Source organism: Bacteroides sp. 3_2_5, from assembly GCF_000159855.2.
GTDB lineage: Bacteria > Bacteroidota > Bacteroidia > Bacteroidales > Bacteroidaceae > Bacteroides > Bacteroides fragilis.
Map to the genome: position 1 here is coordinate 690,946 of NZ_JH636044.1, position 16,801 is coordinate 707,746.

Sequence of the window (16,801 nt, forward strand, 5' to 3'; positions counted from 1 at the left end):
ATTAAAAAAAACTTGCCCTGGTACCTTAAGGCGTTTGCAGAAAATAACAAGACTCTTGTTAAAAGGTTCGCAAAGAATAATGTTAAAATGCAGTATGATTACTTGGAGGCTTTGGTGAAAGATCTATCTTTGTACAAAATTAAAACCGAAATAAATATGAAGAACCTACGCATCTGGCAGACACTTTCCCTTTTCATTCTTTTGCTGTCCATAACTCTTCCTTTATCAGCAAAGTCGGATTTGCTGACGAAGTTGAATACAATTACCCTTATCATCCGTACCCAATCGTTAGAGACCTCTCTCTTTGCGGAAAAGTATTTGTTACGTTTCAAACAGCCATTAGATCATAGTCATCCCGAAAAAGGATCTTTCAGCCAGCGGGTTATCGTTGCGCATGTGGGATATGACCGGCCGACACTGATGGTAACTGAAGGCTACGGAGCTGCTCGTTCCCTGAATCCCGGATATTACGAGGAACTGTCTAAGCTGTTCAATACCAATATCATTGCAGTAGAACATCGCTATTTCCTTGAATCGACCCCTAAACCGAAAGACTGGAAGTATCTGACAGCCTGGAATTCTGCCAGGGATCTGCATGCTATTCGTGAGGCTTTTCGTTCCATTTATCCGGGAAAATGGATTGCTACCGGAATCAGTAAAGGAGGACAGACAGCGATGCTTTATCGTACTTACTTTCCGGATGATATAGATATTACGGTTCCTTATGTGGCTCCACTTTGCCGTTCGGTCGAAGATGGGCGTCATGAGCCTTTTCTGCGAACAGTAGCTATGCCCGATGATCGTCAAAAGGTGGAAGATTTCCAGATGGAGGTATTGAAGCGTAAAGCTGCTTTACTGCCTCACTTTAAAAAATACTGTTCGGTGAGGAAGTTGCAGTTCCGTGCGCCTGTAGAGGACATTTATGATTATACGGTGCTTGAGTATTCTTTTTCACTTTGGCAGTGGGGTATTCCGGTCAGCCGGATTCCGTCAGTTTCTGCTTCAGACAAGGAGCTGTTCGATCATTTGGTTGCTATCAGTGCACCGTCCTATTTTGTGAAAGAGGGATCTAATACTTCGTTCTTTGTCCAGGCGGCACGTGAATTGGGATATTATGGATATGATATTCGTCCGTTCCGGGAGTATCTTTCAATTGGAACAAGTAAAGATTATCTTCGCCGTTTGATGATCCCCGAAGAGCTTGCAGATATGGAATTTGACGAGACTCTGAGTTACAAGATAACCCGTTTTTTGAAAGAGAATGATCCGAAAATGATTTTTATTTATGGGCAGTATGATCCGTGGACAGCAGCCGGAGTCACCTGGCTGAAGGGAAAAAAGAATATTCATGTGTTTGTACAGCCGAAGGGTAGCCACATGGCTCGTATTCACACTTTGCCTCAAAAAGAGAAAGAAGAAGCCATCGGATTGATAAAGAAGTGGTTGGAAGAGTGACCCCATTCTTGCCCCTTTGTAGATGAATAGAAAAGTTACAGAGGTGTTTTCACCACAGATTACACAAACCTGTACAGATGAAGGTCAAATGGATGACTGTCTGTATGGGTGATCTGTGATAATCCGTGTAACCTGTGGTGACCTCTGATGTTACAAACTTATATCAGTGGTTTTAACATTTCCGGTATCTCTACTTTGTCCAGATCCAGTTCGTTTAAACGCTTCTTGCCTGCCTCTGTGAGGCTGAAGTACATCTGGCGTTTGTCTACTTCACCCAATGCCCGTCGGATGAGTCCTTTATCTTCTACCGCACGGATGACTTTCGACGTATGCGACGGAGCCATTTCCGTTCGTTCGGCTATAGCAGTCGAGGTAATTTCCTTTCCGGCTTCGCGCAACGCACATAGCACCATTGCTTCGTTCAGCGATATTCCATACACCTCTTCAAATGCCGTTTCGAAAATGGAGAGTGCTTTGTAGATATCGCGCATCTTACATATTGTATTCATACTTCCTTATTAAATAAACAGATTGATGTTAGCATTATCGGCACGTTCCATATAAGTGGCTACTCCGCCTACCGTAACTTTATCAAGCAACTCTTCACGTTTTACTCCCATCACATCCATCGACATTTGGCAAGCAATAAACTCCACCCCGTTCTCCAGAGCCTGCTGCCGCAGGGATTCCAGTGAGTCGATGCCTTTCCGGTGCATGATGTATCGCATCATCTTTCCACCCATACCTCCCATGCTCATTTTAGAAAGTTTCAGTTTCAGCGAACTGGATGGGAGCATTGTACCAAACATCTTGCCGAAAATGTCTTTCTCCACTTTGGGCTTATGCAATTTCTTAATCACATTCAGCCCCCAGAAAGTAAAGAAGATAGTTACTTTTTGTCCGGTGGCAGCTGCGCCGTTGGCCAGGACGAAAGTGGCAAGTGCCTTGTCCAAGTCGTCACTGAACATAATCAGAGTTTTACCTTTGCTGTCACATGTCGTAGTCAGGTTACAAGCCTGGGGTTCGCCTTTCTCAATGACTACTACCGATTTCCCTCCGGTACTATCCTTGGAGATAAATTTATTTCCGGTAGAGTTGCACCATGCGGCAGCATCCCGCGAGAATCCCGGGTCTGTAGCCACAATTTCAACTCTCTCGCCCGGAACAAGCGTATCCATTGTTTTCTTCATCTTTAGGACCGGGCCCGGACATTGTAATCCGCAGGCATCCACCCGGATTGTCTTAGGATTTGCAGCCGTTGTAGTTTGGGGTGCCTCAGCTGTCACAGAAGGTTTCGCCGGGCTGTCTTGCGCAGAAGGCGTGTCGTCTGTTTCTTCATTTTCGTGCAAGATGATGGGAGCGGTAGCAGCACGATAGGTCTTCAATCCGCCGGAGAGGTTATATACTTCTTTGAAACCGTGCTGGATCAGGATGCGGTAAGCAAGATATCCTCTCAGCCCTACGGCGCAGAAGGTGTAGATTGGTTTGTTCGAAGGAAGTTCAGCAATACGGTCACGTATTTCATCCAATGGTATATTTACTGCTCCGGGCAGTGAACCCAATGCAAATTCGTCCGGTGTACGCACATCCAGCAGGAACACATCTTTCAGTTCGATATCTCTCAGGTCACGCCAGTATACGGGTTTTACTCTGCCGAGGATGATGTTTTCGGCTACATAACCGGCGATGGCTACGGGGTCCTTTGCTGAAGAGAAAGGAGGCGCATACGCCTGCTCCACTTTCATCAGGTCATAGATCGTTCCCTCGTGTTTGATGACAAGAGAAAGTTCGTCAATTCGTTTGTCCACGCCATCATACCCCACAATTTGGCCGCCATACAACTTGCCTGTTTGGGGATCGAAGGTTATTTTGATACTCATCGGCATAGCGTCCGGATAGTATCCTGCATGCGAGGCCGGATGAGTGGTTGAAGATGCATATACAATGCCTGCCTGCTTTAACCGCTTTCCCGGAAGTCCGGTTGAGGCTACTGTCATGTCAAATACTTTTGCGATGGAGGTACCGATGGCTCCTTCATAAGGAATCTGTGCACCCAGCAGGTTGTCGGCAACAATACGTCCCTGTCGGTTAGCGGGTCCGGCAAGATAGTTCAGCCAAGGTTTGCCCGTAATGGGATGGCGGAATTCAATGGCATCACCGATGGCATAGATCGATTCGTCGGAAGTCTGCAAATAATCATTTACTGCGATACCTCCCGCTTCACCGATCGTAAGTTCGGCAGCTCTTGCCAGCGTTGTCTCCGGGCGCACGCCGATAGATAGAATCACGATATCCGCCAGGATGGATTGTCCGTTCTTGAAGACTACCTTCACTTCTTTGCCTGCTTGCTCAAACGATGCGACAGCTTGCTCCAGGTATAAGTTGACACCCTTCTCCATCAAATGTTGATGAACCAGTGCTGCCATTGAAAAGTCAATAGGTGCCATCACCTGGTTGCCCATCTCGACAATAGATACTTGCGCTCCCAGTGCGTGCAGGTTTTCTGCCATTTCCAGTCCGATGAATCCGGCCCCGATCACGACAGCCCGGCGGGGAGGCCGATTGTTGACATATGCTTTAATGCGGTCGGTGTCTGCTACATTCCGCAAAGTAAAGATGCCGGTTGAGTCAATGCCCGGTAATGGTGGGCGTACAGGAGATGCACCGGTGGATATTAACAGTTTGTCATAACTCTCCTCGTAAGTGTCTTCACTCTTAAGGCGGACGGTTACTGTCTTTTTCTTCCGGTCGATAAAAATAACTTCATTCTCGGTACGCACGTCTACCCTGAAACGTACTCCGAAAGCTTCGGGAGTCTGTACGAATAGTTTCTCACGCTCTTCGATAACGTCCCCTATATAATAGGGCAGTCCGCAGTTGGCATAAGATATGTACTTTCCTTTTTCCAACAAGATGATTTCCGCTGTTTCGTCCGAACGTCTGATACGGGCTGCAGTAGTAGCTCCTCCTGCTACGCCTCCAATAATAATAATCTTCATTTGAATATATTTTCGTTTTAAAATAGTTTCCTATGGAAATAAACGTTTGCCGACTTAAAAAGGTTCATGGAAAAGCTTAAAAAATTAACAAGTATGGGTTATCTTACTTACGGAAGTGCAGTTACACCAAAAGATATACTATTATCTCCTTATCGTTTGTGGAGTGATACAGGTATGTTAGATATTAAAACATGGGGATGTTGTGTGTGATAACATGGGGATGTTCTTATATACAACATGGGGATGTTTTGCACCAAAACATCCCCATGTTGTTCAATCTCCCATTAAAAGGAAAGACTGCCGGCCCATAGTGTTTTGCTAACTGTGTTTTAATGTCGGAACATGTATCTGAGAAGGATTTGCATGGCAGGGAGCGAACAGCGTGTCGTTCAGTCGTTGCAATGCCTCTCTCTTATCTTCTGCCCTGATGACAAGTGAAACATTGTTGTTATTACTGCCATAAGAGATCATTCGGATCGGGATGGTGGCCAAAGCATTTATGATTCGGGCTTCAAATCCGGCGCATTGCCACTGTATGTTACCTATGGCCGAAAGGATGCACATGTGGTCTTTTACCACCGTGGCTGCATATCGTGAGAGTTCGTGGAGTATATGCGATAAACGCTCTTTGTCGTTGATGGCAACAGATACATCAGAACCGGACGAGGCGAACAGGCACAGGGAAGTGTGGTATTTGGCAAAAGTATCGAATATTTTGCTGATGAACAGATAGGGGCGTAACGTTCGGTTCGATTGGAATTTAATGTAATAAATATTGTCTCTGGCGGTAATGGCCTTTATGTTTTCTCCGCTTTGTGAATTTGAAATCAAAGTTCCTCCTTCTGCAGGCTCCATCGAACATAGCAAACGTATCGGTATGTTGTTTTCTCTTGCGGGCAGGATGCAGTGAGGGTTGAATCCCGTCCAGCCGCAATAGGCCAGTTGCTCGGCTTCGTCGAAACTGAGCTGCTTCACCATTGCCGGATGCTTCACAAAGCGCGGGTCACAACTGTGCAACTCTTTGCTGTCTGTCCACAGACATACTTCTTGTGCCTGAAGAGCAGCTCCGATCAGTGTGGCTGAAACATCATCTCCGCCTTGTTTCAAGTAACAGGTTTCGTTGTAAGCATTCCGGCAAAGATGTCCTTGAGTAAGAAATACATTGGTCGACTTATGCTCTGCCAAGAGCAAGTGTAGCTTTGTACCGATGTATTCCATGTCCGGTTCTTCTTCCGGAGCCAGTCGCATGAAGTCGAGGCTGTTGAGTAGTCGGTTGTTGATTCCCTGCTCTTTCAGATAGAGGCTGACTAGTATACTGCTGATAAATTCTCCCTGTGCCAGTATGTCTTTCTCGTCGACAGATGTAAAACGTTGGCGGGTAAAGTTCCATAGAGTCCGGAAACGATCGATGATGGAATCGACCGCCTGTTGCTTGATCGATTCGTCATTGAATAGTTCGTTGGCGAAATCGATAAACCTGAATTCAAGCCTGCTTATCTCGTCATGCGCCTGTTCTGTATCTCTGTTGAAAAGATGGGCAGCTATTCCGGCCAGACGTTCCGTAGTCTCTGTAGTGGCGGACAGAACGATTATTTGGGGGATACTGTTGTCAATCAGGCGGAGCATTCCTTTCATTCCCTGTACTGAGCCTGTGGGAATCTTACCGAATTTGTAGATTTTCATTTCTCTATTTTTTTTAGTTATACGATTCTTTTTTCTTATCTGTCTCCTTTTCATTTTAGTTTGTTTTATCAAAATGAAAAGGTGGCACTTGCCTGTTCAGATGATCCCTTACCCGTTAAAAACCGCTTCTGAGCGATCAGAAAAGGGGTAGGGAAGATTATCGGGCGCTGGGTCATGAATAAAAGTTCAAAAGACATGCCATTCGGAATTTTATTTTTCAGCAGTCCGATCATTTGCGTTGTAGCAGAAAACCATTATATTTGCACGCCCTGTTTTTTACCATTCACATTTTAACTTATCAGATATGAGTAAAATTCTGATTATTGATGACGAAGTGCAGATTCGTGGTCTGCTGGCACGTATGATGGAACTTGAAGGTTACGAAGTGTGTCAGGCCGGCGATTGTAAGACAGCACTCAGACAATTGGAACTTCAAATGCCCGACGTGGCTTTGTGTGATGTATTTCTGCCGGATGGAAACGGGGTGGATCTGGTGACGGAGATGAAGAAAAAATCTCCGGGAGTGGAGATTATTCTGCTGACGGCACATGGAAACATACCTGATGGTGTGCAGGCAATCAAGAACGGAGCTTTCGATTACATAACGAAAGGGGATGATAACAATAAAATCATTCCCCTGATCAGTCGCGCTGTAGAAAAGGCACGGATGAATATCCGCCTGGACAAACTGGAGAAGAAGATGGGACTGATGTATTCGTTCGATTCCATACTCGGTGAATCGAAAGCATTGAAAGAAGCGGTTTCGTTAGCCCGTAAGGTATCGGTGACTGATGTACCTGTATTGCTGACGGGTGAGACGGGAACCGGAAAAGAGGTGTTTGCCCAGTCCATACATTATAGTAGTAAGCGTGCCCGGCAAAACTTTGTGGCAGTTAACTGCTCTTCGTTTAGTAAAGAGTTGCTGGAGAGCGAGATGTTCGGGCATAAGGCGGGTTCCTTTACCGGTGCGTTGAAAGATAAGAAGGGACTTTTTGAAGAAGCCAATAACGGAACAATCTTTTTGGATGAAATCGGTGAGATGGCTTTTGAGTTGCAAGCCAAGCTGTTGCGTATCCTCGAAACCGGCGAATACATCAAGATAGGTGACACGAAGCCGACCCACATTGATGTGCGTATCATTGCTGCTACAAACCGTAATTTACCTGCCGAGATAGCTGCGGGACGTTTTCGTGAAGATCTGTTCTATCGGCTCTCCGTGTTTCAGGTACATCTTCCGCCTTTGCGTGAACGTACGGGAGATATTAAGATACTGGCTGAATCGTTTGTCCGTTCCTTCTCCGAAAAACTTTCACATCCGGTCAATAGGATTGCTCCCGCTTATCTGGAGGCCCTATGCCAACAACCCTGGAAAGGAAATATCCGCGAATTACGTAATGTAATCGAACGCAGCCTGATCGTTTGTGAGGGCGACCGTCTGGATGTAGACGATCTCCCGTTGGAAATACAAAACAGCCACTACGAGAAATCCGACGAAGGAATGCCGGGCAGCTTTGAACTTTCGGCTATGGAACGCAGACATATAGCGAGGGTATTGGAGTATACTAAAGGCAATAAAACAGAAGCAGCACGTTTACTGAAAATCGGATTGACTACTTTATACCGAAAAATAGAAGAATATAAGCTCTGAGTCGCGCGTGAATATCGTTGCCTGAGTTTTATGCTTCTTTCCTTTTCAAAATAAAACGAACCTTTTCATAATGATAGGGTATCTTCGTCTTGTACGAAGATACCCTATTTGTTTTATATCTCTGTATGATAGTGACTTATCTTATCCTTGACTGTTTCTGGCACGCATTTGGCATGAAGAGTTACAGGTAAAAAACATAAGTATAAACATTTTAATTAAAAGGTAAAAAACATGGGAATAACAGTTTCATTTATTTTCTGCCTGTTGAGCGGGTTTGCCTGCTTCTGGCTATTTTGGAAATGCGTTGACTGGTTTGAAACAATTTAGAGAGGAGAATTTATTTTATGTACACAACACTATTTGTAGTAGGTATCATACTTTTCAGTTATTTGACGTATGTGCTCATTCGTCCAGAGAAGTTTTAATTTGAAAATAAAGCAATGAATACAGAAATTTTAGGAGTGGCGGTGCAGATTGTCCTGATGGTGGTATTAGCTTATCCGTTGGGACGTTACATAGCCCGGGTTTATAAGGGAGAGAAGACTTGGTCGGACTTCATGGCGCCTATAGAGCGAGTGATTTATAAGATATGTGGTATTAATCCGCAGGAGGAGATGAACTGGAAACAGTTCCTCAAGGCGTTACTGATCCTGAATGCATTTTGGTTTGTATGGGGAATGGTGTTACTGGTATCGCAAGGTTGGCTTCCGCTCAATCCCGACGGAAACGGGGCTCAAACACCTGACCAGGCATTCAATACTTGCATCAGTTTTATGGTAAACTGTAATTTGCAACACTACAGCGGTGAGAGTGGTCTGACTTATTTCACTCAATTGTTTGTCATCATGCTGTTCCAGTTTATCACTGCTGCCACAGGAATGGCTGCCATGGCCGGAGTTATGAAAAGTATGGCTGCCAAGAGCACTCAAACGATTGGTAACTTTTGGCACTTTCTGGTGATCAGTTGCACACGTATTCTGTTACCGCTTTCATTGGTGGTAGGTTTCATTCTGATTTTGCAGGGAACACCGATGGGCTTTGACGGTCGGATGCAACTGACTACACTCGAAGGACAGGAGCAGATGGTATCCCAGGGACCTACGGCTGCGATTGTTCCCATTAAGCAATTAGGAACCAATGGTGGTGGTTATTTTGGTGTCAATTCTTCGCATCCGTTGGAGAATCCTACCTATCTGACTAATATGGTAGAGTGTTGGTCGATCCTGATCATTCCGATGGCGATGGTATTGGCCTTGGGCTTTTATACCAATCGCAGGAAGTTGGGATATAGTATCTTTGGAGTGATGCTGTTTGCTTATCTGGCAGGTGTCTTTATCAATGTCGGTCAGGAGATGGGAGGTAATCCGCGTATCAGCGAAATGGGAATTGCCCAGGATCATGGTGCGATGGAAGGAAAAGAGGTACGGCTTGGAGCCGGAGCCACAGCCCTATGGAGTGTCACCACAACGGTTACTTCCAATGGTTCGGTCAATGGGATGCACGATTCGACTATGCCGCTCAGTGGAATGGTCGAGATGCTGAATATGCAGATCAATACTTGGTTTGGCGGTGTTGGTGTAGGATGGCTGAACTATTATACCTTTATTATCATGGCCGTTTTTATCAGCGGACTGATGGTGGGGCGTACGCCGGAATTTCTAGGTAAGAAGGTAGAAGCCCGGGAAATGAAAATAGCAACCTTCGTCGCTTTGTTGCATCCGTTTGTAATTCTGGTATTTACTGCCATCTCAAGTTATGTCTATACACATCACCCCGATTTTGTGGAGAGTGAGGGCGGATGGCTGAACAATCTCGGATTTCATGGTCTCAGCGAGCAGCTTTACGAATACACCTCATCGGCTGCCAACAATGGTTCGGGTTTCGAGGGACTGGGTGATAATACATATTTCTGGAACTGGACATGTGGCATTGTACTTATCCTGAGTCGGTTTATTCCGATCGTCGGACAGGTAGCCATTGCAGGACTATTGGCTCAAAAAAAGTTTATTCCCGAGAGTGCCGGTACCTTGAAAACGGATACTGTGACTTTTGCAGTAATGACTTTTGCCGTCATTTTCATTGTTGCAGCTTTGTCTTTCTTCCCTGTACATGCGTTGAGTACAATCGCCGAACATTTAAGTTTATAAGAATAGCAGGATAATAAAGTTATGAAAAATAAGATGTCAGCTTCTATGTTTCAAAAGGAGCAAGTAATAGAAAGTATCAGGCAGTCGTTTGTGAAGTTGAATCCGCGAATGATGATAAAGAACCCGATTATGTTTACGGTAGAAGTGGTTACCGTTATTATGCTGGTGGTAACGTTACTCTCTCTCTTCACTCCGGAATATGGTACTTTCGGATATAATTTGTGTGTGTTCTTAATTTTGTTTGTGACCTTGTTGTTTGCCAATTTTGCTGAAGCGATAGCCGAAGCCCGTGGTAAAGCACAAGCCGACAGCTTACGCAAAACGCGTGAAGAGACTCCTGCTAAACTGGTAATAGGAGACAAGGTTCAGACCGTAAGTAGTTCTAAACTGAAGAAGGGGGATGTTTTTGTTTGTGAAGCCGGTGATACGATCCCTGCCGATGGAGAGATTATTGAAGGATTGGCTTCCATTGACGAAAGTGCCATTACCGGTGAATCTGCTCCGGTGATCCGTGAGGCGGGTGGAGATAAAAGCTCTGTAACCGGTGGTACCAAAGTGCTTTCAGATCATATCAAGGTATTGGTCACACAGCAACCGGGCGAAAGCTTTCTTGACAAAATGATTGCGTTGGTCGAAGGCGCAAGCAGGCAGAAGACGCCGAACGAGATAGCCCTGACCATTTTGTTGGCAGGCTTTACACTGGTCTTTGTCATCGTATGTGTTACTCTGATCCCGTTTGCTGACTATACCAGTCTTGAACATCCGGGAACAGCTATCTCGATTGCAGCCATCCTCTCTCTGTTTGTCTGTTTGATTCCGACTACTATCGGAGGATTACTTTCTGCCATCGGTATTGCCGGTATGGATCGTGCATTGCGTGCCAATGTGATTACAAAGTCGGGTAAAGCGGTGGAGACGGCAGGAGATATCGATACACTGTTGCTTGATAAAACCGGTACTATTACGATTGGTAACCGCAGGGCAACGAAATTCCATTCGGCACCTGGAGTCGGTCCGCGGGAGTTTGTAACAACCTGTCTGTTGGCTTCGCTTTCGGACGAGACGCCCGAGGGTAAATCTATTGTAGAGTTAGGACGTGAATCGGGGGTACGGATGCGGAGTCTTCAGACGGCCGGTGCCCGGATGATTCAGTTTACGGCTGAAACCAAATGTTCGGGTGTTGATCTGGCCGATGGCACACAGATACGTAAAGGAGCGTTCGATGCGATCCGTAAGATTACGGAAGCAGCCGGGAATAAATTCCCGAAAGAAATAGAAGAAGTGATCAGTGAGATCTCTGGTAATGGAGGTACACCGCTGGTAGTGTGTGTCGACCGGAAGGTGACCGGAGTTATCGAGTTGCAGGATATTATAAAACCGGGCATTCAGGAACGTTTTGAACGTCTGCGCAAGATGGGAGTGAAGACAGTGATGGTAACCGGTGACAATCCTTTGACCGCCAAGTACATTGCCGAAAAGGCGGGAGTGGACGACTTTATAGCTGAGGCAAAGCCTGAAGACAAGATGGAATACATCCGTAAAGAACAACAGTCCGGTAAGTTGGTGGCGATGATGGGAGACGGAACGAATGATGCTCCTGCATTGGCGCAGGCAAATGTCGGTGTGGCAATGAATAGCGGTACGCAGGCAGCCAAGGAGGCCGGCAATATGGTCGACCTCGATAACGATCCGACTAAATTGATAGAGATTGTGGAAATCGGAAAGCAGTTGCTGATGACTCGTGGAACCCTGACTACTTTCTCTATTGCCAACGATGTGGCAAAATACTTTGCCATTGTACCTGCTTTGTTTATGGTGGCCATTCCAGAGTTGGGTGCGCTCAATATTATGAATCTGCATAGTCCGGAAAGTGCTATACTCTCTGCTGTCATATTCAATGCCATCATTATCCCTATCCTGATACCATTGGCGCTGAAAGGAGTACAATATAAACCGATCGGTGCATCGGCTTTGCTCCGTCGGAACCTTTTAATCTATGGGTTAGGAGGAGTGATCGTTCCCTTTGTCGGAATCAAGTTAATCGATTTGGTTGTCAGTTTATTCTTTTAAATATTCAAGCAATGAAAACATTATTAAAATCTATCAAGATAACTCTCGTCTTTTGTGTATTCTTCTCTGTATTTTATATCCTCGTGCTGTGGCTGTTTGCACAGGTAGCCGGTCCTAACCGGGGAAATGCAGAAGTTGTTACCTTAAACGGAAAAGTGGTAGGGGCTGCCAATGTAGGACAGACTTTTACGGAAGAAAAATATTTTTGGGGACGCCCCTCATGTGCCGGTGATGGCTATGATGCAACCAGTTCGGCAGGTAGCAATAAAGGGCCGACCAATCCTGAATATCTGGCAGAGGTGGAGGCACGCATCGATACTTTCCTCATTCATCATCCGTATCTGGCACGCAAGGATGTACCTGCCGAGATGGTGACAGCCAGTGCCTCGGGACTGGATCCGGACATCACTCCACAGAGTGCTTATGTACAAGTGAAAAGAGTGGCGCAGGCACGTGGCATGGATGTGGAAGAGGTGAGAAGAGTCGTAGATAAAGCTGTAGAGAAGCCGTTGCTGGGGATATTCGGAACCGAGAAAGTAAATGTATTAAAGTTGAATATAGCTCTGGAAGAGTTAAAAAACAGATAGAAAGTAAAGATGAAAAATGTCATAAATAAAAACACGATTTTAGCCTTGATGGTGATTGGAATGATGTGCTTCTGGGGAAGTATGAACGCGAATGCCCAACAGTTTAATGTTCAGGGAGATCTCGTAAGTTCATATGTCTGGCGCGGAATGTATCAGACAGGAGCGAGTATCCAGCCGACTTTGGGATTTAGTGTCGGAAACTTTTCATTGACCGCATGGGGCTCCACCGATTTTGACGGAACTTCTGCTTCGGCAGGAGCTGCCGCCAAGGAGATCGATCTGACGGCTGCATACACATTAGGTCGTTCCGGTCTGACCGTATCGGTTGCCGATTTGTGGTGGGCAGGACAGGGAGCACATAAATACTTTAATTTTAAGAGTCATGAAACGGCTCACCACTTTGAGGCAGGAGTGGCTTATACTGTGCAGTCCGAAACATTTCCTTTGTCTGTTGCATGGTATACCATGTTTGCAGGGCAAGATAAGAATGCGGAGGGAGACCAGAATTATTCGTCTTATGTTGAATTCAACTATCCCTTCAGAGTGAGAATGGTGGATTTAAACGTAACGTGTGGAATGGTTCCTTATGCCGCTCCCCAATACAATTGTGATGGGTTTGCCGTAACCAATGTTGCTTTGAAAGGAACTACTCAGATCAGGTTCACTGACAAGTTTGCTTTGCCTGTATTTGCACAGGCTGTTTGGAATCCCCGTATGGAAGATGCGCATTTAGTGTTTGGTATTACTTTAAAGCCATGAAATCAGATATAACTTAGGAATTTAAAAAGTGGTTAGTCAACCCGTGGCAGTAGCGATACTGTTACGGGTTATGCAGTATAAAAATTGAAGAAAAGATGGATAGAGAAGAAAGTGTACAGCATTTCCTCGACTTGATAAAAAAATCCCGTCGTGGCAAGTTTAAGGTTTATATCGGTATGATTGCCGGTGTAGGCAAATCGTACCGGATGCTCCAGGAAGCACATGATCTGATTGATAACGGGGTGGATGTCCGGATCGGATATATTGAGACACATGGTCGTGCCGGGACGGAAGCCCTGTTGAAAGGTTTACCTGTTATCCGGCGCAGGAAACTGTTTTATAAGGGGAAAGAGCTCGAGGAGATGGATCTGGAAGCGATTATCCGTATTCATCCCGAAATTGTAATTGTAGACGAACTGGCACATACCAATGTGGAAGGAAGCTTGAATGAGAAACGTTGGCAAGATGTGATGACACTGCTTGATGAAGGGATTAACGTGATTTCGGCAGTCAACATTCAGCACATCGAGAGTGTGAATGAAGAGGTGCAAGATATCGCAGGTATTGAAGTGAAGGAGCGTATTCCCGATAGCGTTCTTCAAGAGGCTGATGAGGTCGTAAATATTGATCTTACGGCCGAAGAACTGATAACCAGACTTAAAGCTGGAAAGATATATAAGCCGGAAAAAATACAGACTGCACTCAATAATTTCTTTAAGACCGAGAATATCCTGCAACTCCGTGAACTTGCACTGAAGGAGGTTGCCTTGCGAGTGGAAAAGAAAGTAGAGAATGAGGTTGTGATGGGTATTGGTTTGGGAGTTCGTCATGAAAAGTTTATGGCGTGCATCAGTAGCCAAGAGAAGACGCCCCGCCGTATTATAAGGAAAGTAGCCCGTTTGGCTACCCGATATAATACCTCGTTTGTCGCTCTTTACGTACAAGTTCCCAAAGAAAGCATGGAACGTATCGATTTGGCTAGCCAGAGACATCTGCTGAATCATTTTAAGTTGGTGACTGAGTTGGGTGGGGAAGTCGTCCAGGTACAGTCGAAAGATATATTAGGCAGCATTGTGCAGGTTTGTAAGGAGAAACAGATATCCACTGTTTGCATGGGTTCCCCAGGCCTTCGCCTGCCGGGAGCATTGTGTAGCGTGCTGAAATATCGCAGATTTTTAAATAATCTGGCACAAGCGAACATAGATTTGATTATACTTGCATAAAAAAATGATTTAGTCTTAGTTATCCATTATGAATATAAAAACCAAACTACTTTTCGGCATTGGAATATTGGCCGGAATGATTATTTTACTGGTAACACTTTCAGTAGTAAACCTTCAGATTCTAACGGCCACGGAACCTGATAGTCCGGTTGCCATGCCTGCTTTGGAGCGTGCGCTCTTATGGATCTCCGTAACAGGTGGCATTTGTATCCTCACGGGTTTGGTCCTGCTTATCTGGCTACCCCGTTCTATTAATAGGCCGGTAAAAGAACTGACTTGTGGTATCTTGGAAATAGCCAATCATAATTATGAAAAGAGATTGGATATGAGAGGATACGAAGAGTTCAGGGAAGTTTCGGATAGTTTTAACCGCATGGCTGAGAAACTGACAGAGTATCGTGACAGTACATTGGCTGATATTCTTTCTGCAAAAAAATTCCTTGAAGCCGTTGTTAACAGTATTCATGAGCCGATTATCGGCTTAAATACCGAACGGGAAATTCTTTTTGTCAATAATGAAGCATTGAATGTACTCAATATGAAGCGTGAGAATGTAATCCGGAAGTCCGCCGAAGAACTTTCTCTGAAGAATGATTTGCTTCGCAGGCTGATACGTGAGTTGGTGACTCCCGGTGAGAAGAATGAACCTTTAAAAATCTATGCGGACAATAAAGAAAGCTATTTCCAAGCCTCGTATATTCCGATTGAGAATGCGGCGGCAGAAGAAGGAGAGGCTCGAAACCTGGGAGACGTTATCTTGCTGAAAAATATTACAGAGTTCAAAGAACTCGATTCTGCAAAAACCACTTTTATCTCTACCATCTCCCACGAACTGAAGACTCCTATTTCTGCTATAATGATGAGTCTTCAATTGCTGGAGGACAAAAGAGTGGGCTCTTTGAATGGCGAACAAGAACAATTATCGAAGAATATAAGGGACAATAGCCAGCGCTTACTCGATATTACCGGAGAGTTACTGAACATGACGCAGGTGGAAGCCGGCAAGCTTCAAATGATGCCTAAAATTACGAAACCTATCGAACTGATTGAGTACGCCATCAAGGCCAATCAGGTACAGGCTGATAAGTTTAATATACAAATAGAAGTTGACTATCCTCAAGAGAAGATACCGAAACTATTTGTAGATAGTGAAAAAATAGCTTGGGTACTTACTAACCTTTTAAGCAATGCGATTCGCTATTCGAAAGAGAATGGCCGAGTAGTGATTGGCGTAAGGCATAAAAAAGAGTATATCGAGCTCTATGTGCAAGACTTTGGCAAAGGAATCGATCCAAGATATCACCAAAGCATTTTTGATCGTTATTTCCGTGTACCGGGAACTAAAGTTCAGGGTAGCGGTTTGGGATTGTCCATTTCGAAAGACTTTGTAGAAGCACATGGAGGGACATTGACCGTACAGAGCGAACCGGGTAAGGGGAGTTGCTTTGTGATAAGGTTGAAGGCATGATAATGCTGGAAATTATGGAGATAGACTTGTGATTCTGTGGGACTTTTTCCTAGAAAAACTACTTATGACATTATTATATTAAGGTTTTTTATTATTTTTGCCGACGTATTGATATATAATATGATACTTGTCTAAGTTAATCTTTTAAGTGGATAATAATGCATTCTGAAATCGCAGAAGAAAAATTACTGGTCTCCCAATTCTCCCAAGGAAGCCATATAGCGTTTAAGGCATTGTTTATGCGTTATTATCCGAAGGTGCGCTCTTTTATAATGGGATTGGTTAAATCGGAGAGTGAAGCCGAAGATTTGACACAAGAAGTTTTTCTCAAACTGTGGACGCACCGTGAGAAATTTTGTGAAGTAGAAGTGTTCGGAACCTATCTGTATGTCTTGACTAAAAATACAACTTTCAATTATTTGCGTTCCCGGCAGAATCGTCAGGATAGTCAGGGGACAGAATGGGTAGAAGAGTCTACAGACACGACTCCTTATGAAGAGTTGGTTGCTAAAGACTTGCAGCTATTGATTGATATGGTGGTGGAGAATATGCCTCCTCAACGGCAAATGATTTTTCGGTTGAATCGGGAGGCCGGACTGACCAATGCAGAAATAGCGGAGAAGCTGCAGATTAGTAAAAAAACTGTTGAGAACCATCTTAACTTAGCGTTGAAAGAACTGAAAAATGCTTTGTTATTCTTTATATTTCTCTATTTATGTTAATACGGTTGGGGATATATCCGGATTTATGCGTCCTATTATA

At 44.7% G+C, this 16,801-nt stretch carries 14 protein-coding genes; 11 read left to right on the plus strand and 3 right to left on the minus strand.

The annotated features are described in order from the left end of the window. Positions 1-156: 156 nt before the first annotated feature. Positions 157-1,455 (plus strand): S28 family serine protease, encoded by a 1,299-nt coding sequence (locus tag BSHG_RS14820; RefSeq protein ID WP_264758384.1) that lies wholly within the window; start codon positions 157-159, stop codon positions 1,453-1,455. A gap of 158 nt (positions 1,456-1,613) precedes the next feature. Here the strand turns inward: BSHG_RS14820 and BSHG_RS14815 are convergent, their stop codons facing one another. After that, entirely contained in the window at positions 1,614-1,964 is a 351-nt protein-coding gene (locus BSHG_RS14815; RefSeq protein ID WP_005784476.1) for a MarR family winged helix-turn-helix transcriptional regulator, read from the minus strand. Between the two features lie 9 nt (positions 1,965-1,973). Beyond that, a complete protein-coding gene (locus BSHG_RS14810; protein WP_008658362.1) occupies positions 1,974-4,454 on the minus strand; it encodes an FAD-dependent oxidoreductase in 2,481 nt (826 codons plus the stop codon). 66 nt (positions 4,455-4,520) lie between these two features. Between BSHG_RS14810 and BSHG_RS22980 the strand changes: the two genes are divergently transcribed. Beyond that, a complete protein-coding gene (locus tag BSHG_RS22980) occupies positions 4,521-4,664 on the plus strand; it encodes a hypothetical protein (RefSeq protein ID WP_005784480.1) in 144 nt (47 codons plus the stop codon). 108 nt (positions 4,665-4,772) lie between these two features. Here BSHG_RS22980 and BSHG_RS14805 read toward each other — a convergent pair whose 3' ends face one another. Next, positions 4,773-6,137 carry an ACT domain-containing protein gene (locus tag BSHG_RS14805; RefSeq protein ID WP_008658364.1) on the minus strand — a complete coding sequence of 455 codons (1,365 nt, stop codon included), beginning with the start codon at positions 6,135-6,137 and terminating at the stop codon, positions 4,773-4,775. Between the two features lie 304 nt (positions 6,138-6,441). On the opposite strand from BSHG_RS14805, the gene BSHG_RS14800 reads away from it, so the two are divergent. From BSHG_RS14800 to BSHG_RS14765, 9 genes are all read left to right on the plus strand, one after another. After that, positions 6,442-7,785: a sigma-54-dependent transcriptional regulator gene (locus BSHG_RS14800; protein ID WP_005796447.1), complete on the plus strand. Its 1,344-nt coding sequence runs from the start codon at positions 6,442-6,444 to the stop codon at positions 7,783-7,785. Between the two features lie 344 nt (positions 7,786-8,129). Continuing rightward, complete coding sequence (gene kdpF, locus BSHG_RS23760) at positions 8,130-8,210, plus strand: K(+)-transporting ATPase subunit F (RefSeq protein WP_077687938.1); 81 nt, start codon at positions 8,130-8,132, stop codon at positions 8,208-8,210. Positions 8,211-8,225: 15 nt separating this feature from the next. Beyond that, on the plus strand, positions 8,226-9,932 hold the full coding sequence (gene kdpA, locus BSHG_RS14795; RefSeq protein ID WP_008658368.1) for a potassium-transporting ATPase subunit KdpA: 1,707 nt from the start codon (positions 8,226-8,228) through the stop codon (positions 9,930-9,932). A gap of 21 nt (positions 9,933-9,953) precedes the next feature. Next, positions 9,954-12,002 (plus strand): potassium-transporting ATPase subunit KdpB, encoded by a 2,049-nt coding sequence (gene kdpB / locus BSHG_RS14790; RefSeq protein ID WP_005784488.1) that lies wholly within the window; start codon positions 9,954-9,956, stop codon positions 12,000-12,002. Positions 12,003-12,013: 11 nt separating this feature from the next. After that, positions 12,014-12,589: a K(+)-transporting ATPase subunit C gene (locus BSHG_RS14785; RefSeq protein ID WP_005784490.1), complete on the plus strand. Its 576-nt coding sequence runs from the start codon at positions 12,014-12,016 to the stop codon at positions 12,587-12,589. Between the two features lie 9 nt (positions 12,590-12,598). Next, positions 12,599-13,348, plus strand: coding sequence for a hypothetical protein (locus tag BSHG_RS14780; protein ID WP_008658370.1), 750 nt, complete (start codon positions 12,599-12,601; stop codon positions 13,346-13,348). Positions 13,349-13,443: 95 nt separating this feature from the next. Further along, on the plus strand, positions 13,444-14,571 hold the full coding sequence (locus BSHG_RS14775; RefSeq protein ID WP_005784495.1) for a sensor protein KdpD: 1,128 nt from the start codon (positions 13,444-13,446) through the stop codon (positions 14,569-14,571). A 28-nt stretch (positions 14,572-14,599) separates the two neighbouring features. Beyond that, on the plus strand, positions 14,600-16,039 hold the full coding sequence (locus BSHG_RS14770) for a sensor histidine kinase (protein WP_008658371.1): 1,440 nt from the start codon (positions 14,600-14,602) through the stop codon (positions 16,037-16,039). A gap of 158 nt (positions 16,040-16,197) precedes the next feature. Further along, positions 16,198-16,761 (plus strand): RNA polymerase sigma-70 factor, encoded by a 564-nt coding sequence (locus BSHG_RS14765; protein WP_005784499.1) that lies wholly within the window; start codon positions 16,198-16,200, stop codon positions 16,759-16,761. The last annotated feature ends 40 nt before the right edge of the window (positions 16,762-16,801 follow it).

Coding starts and splice junctions, on each gene's coding strand:
- BSHG_RS14800 (WP_005796447.1), top strand. CDS start 6,442: ATGAGTAAAATTCTGATTATTGATGACGAAGTGCAGATTCGTGGTCTG.
- BSHG_RS14770 (WP_008658371.1), top strand. CDS start 14,600: ATGAATATAAAAACCAAACTACTTTTCGGCATTGGAATATTGGCCGGA.
- BSHG_RS14815 (WP_005784476.1), bottom strand. CDS start 1,964: ATGAATACAATATGTAAGATGCGCGATATCTACAAAGCACTCTCCATT.
- BSHG_RS14765 (WP_005784499.1), top strand. CDS start 16,198: ATGCATTCTGAAATCGCAGAAGAAAAATTACTGGTCTCCCAATTCTCC.
- kdpF (WP_077687938.1), top strand. CDS start 8,130: ATGTACACAACACTATTTGTAGTAGGTATCATACTTTTCAGTTATTTG.
- BSHG_RS14820 (WP_264758384.1), top strand. CDS start 157: ATGAAGAACCTACGCATCTGGCAGACACTTTCCCTTTTCATTCTTTTG.
- BSHG_RS14785 (WP_005784490.1), top strand. CDS start 12,014: ATGAAAACATTATTAAAATCTATCAAGATAACTCTCGTCTTTTGTGTA.
- kdpB (WP_005784488.1), top strand. CDS start 9,954: ATGAAAAATAAGATGTCAGCTTCTATGTTTCAAAAGGAGCAAGTAATA.
- BSHG_RS14775 (WP_005784495.1), top strand. CDS start 13,444: ATGGATAGAGAAGAAAGTGTACAGCATTTCCTCGACTTGATAAAAAAA.
- BSHG_RS22980 (WP_005784480.1), top strand. CDS start 4,521: ATGGAAAAGCTTAAAAAATTAACAAGTATGGGTTATCTTACTTACGGA.
- BSHG_RS14810 (WP_008658362.1), bottom strand. CDS start 4,454: ATGAAGATTATTATTATTGGAGGCGTAGCAGGAGGAGCTACTACTGCA.
- kdpA (WP_008658368.1), top strand. CDS start 8,226: ATGAATACAGAAATTTTAGGAGTGGCGGTGCAGATTGTCCTGATGGTG.
- BSHG_RS14805 (WP_008658364.1), bottom strand. CDS start 6,137: ATGAAAATCTACAAATTCGGTAAGATTCCCACAGGCTCAGTACAGGGA.
- BSHG_RS14780 (WP_008658370.1), top strand. CDS start 12,599: ATGAAAAATGTCATAAATAAAAACACGATTTTAGCCTTGATGGTGATT.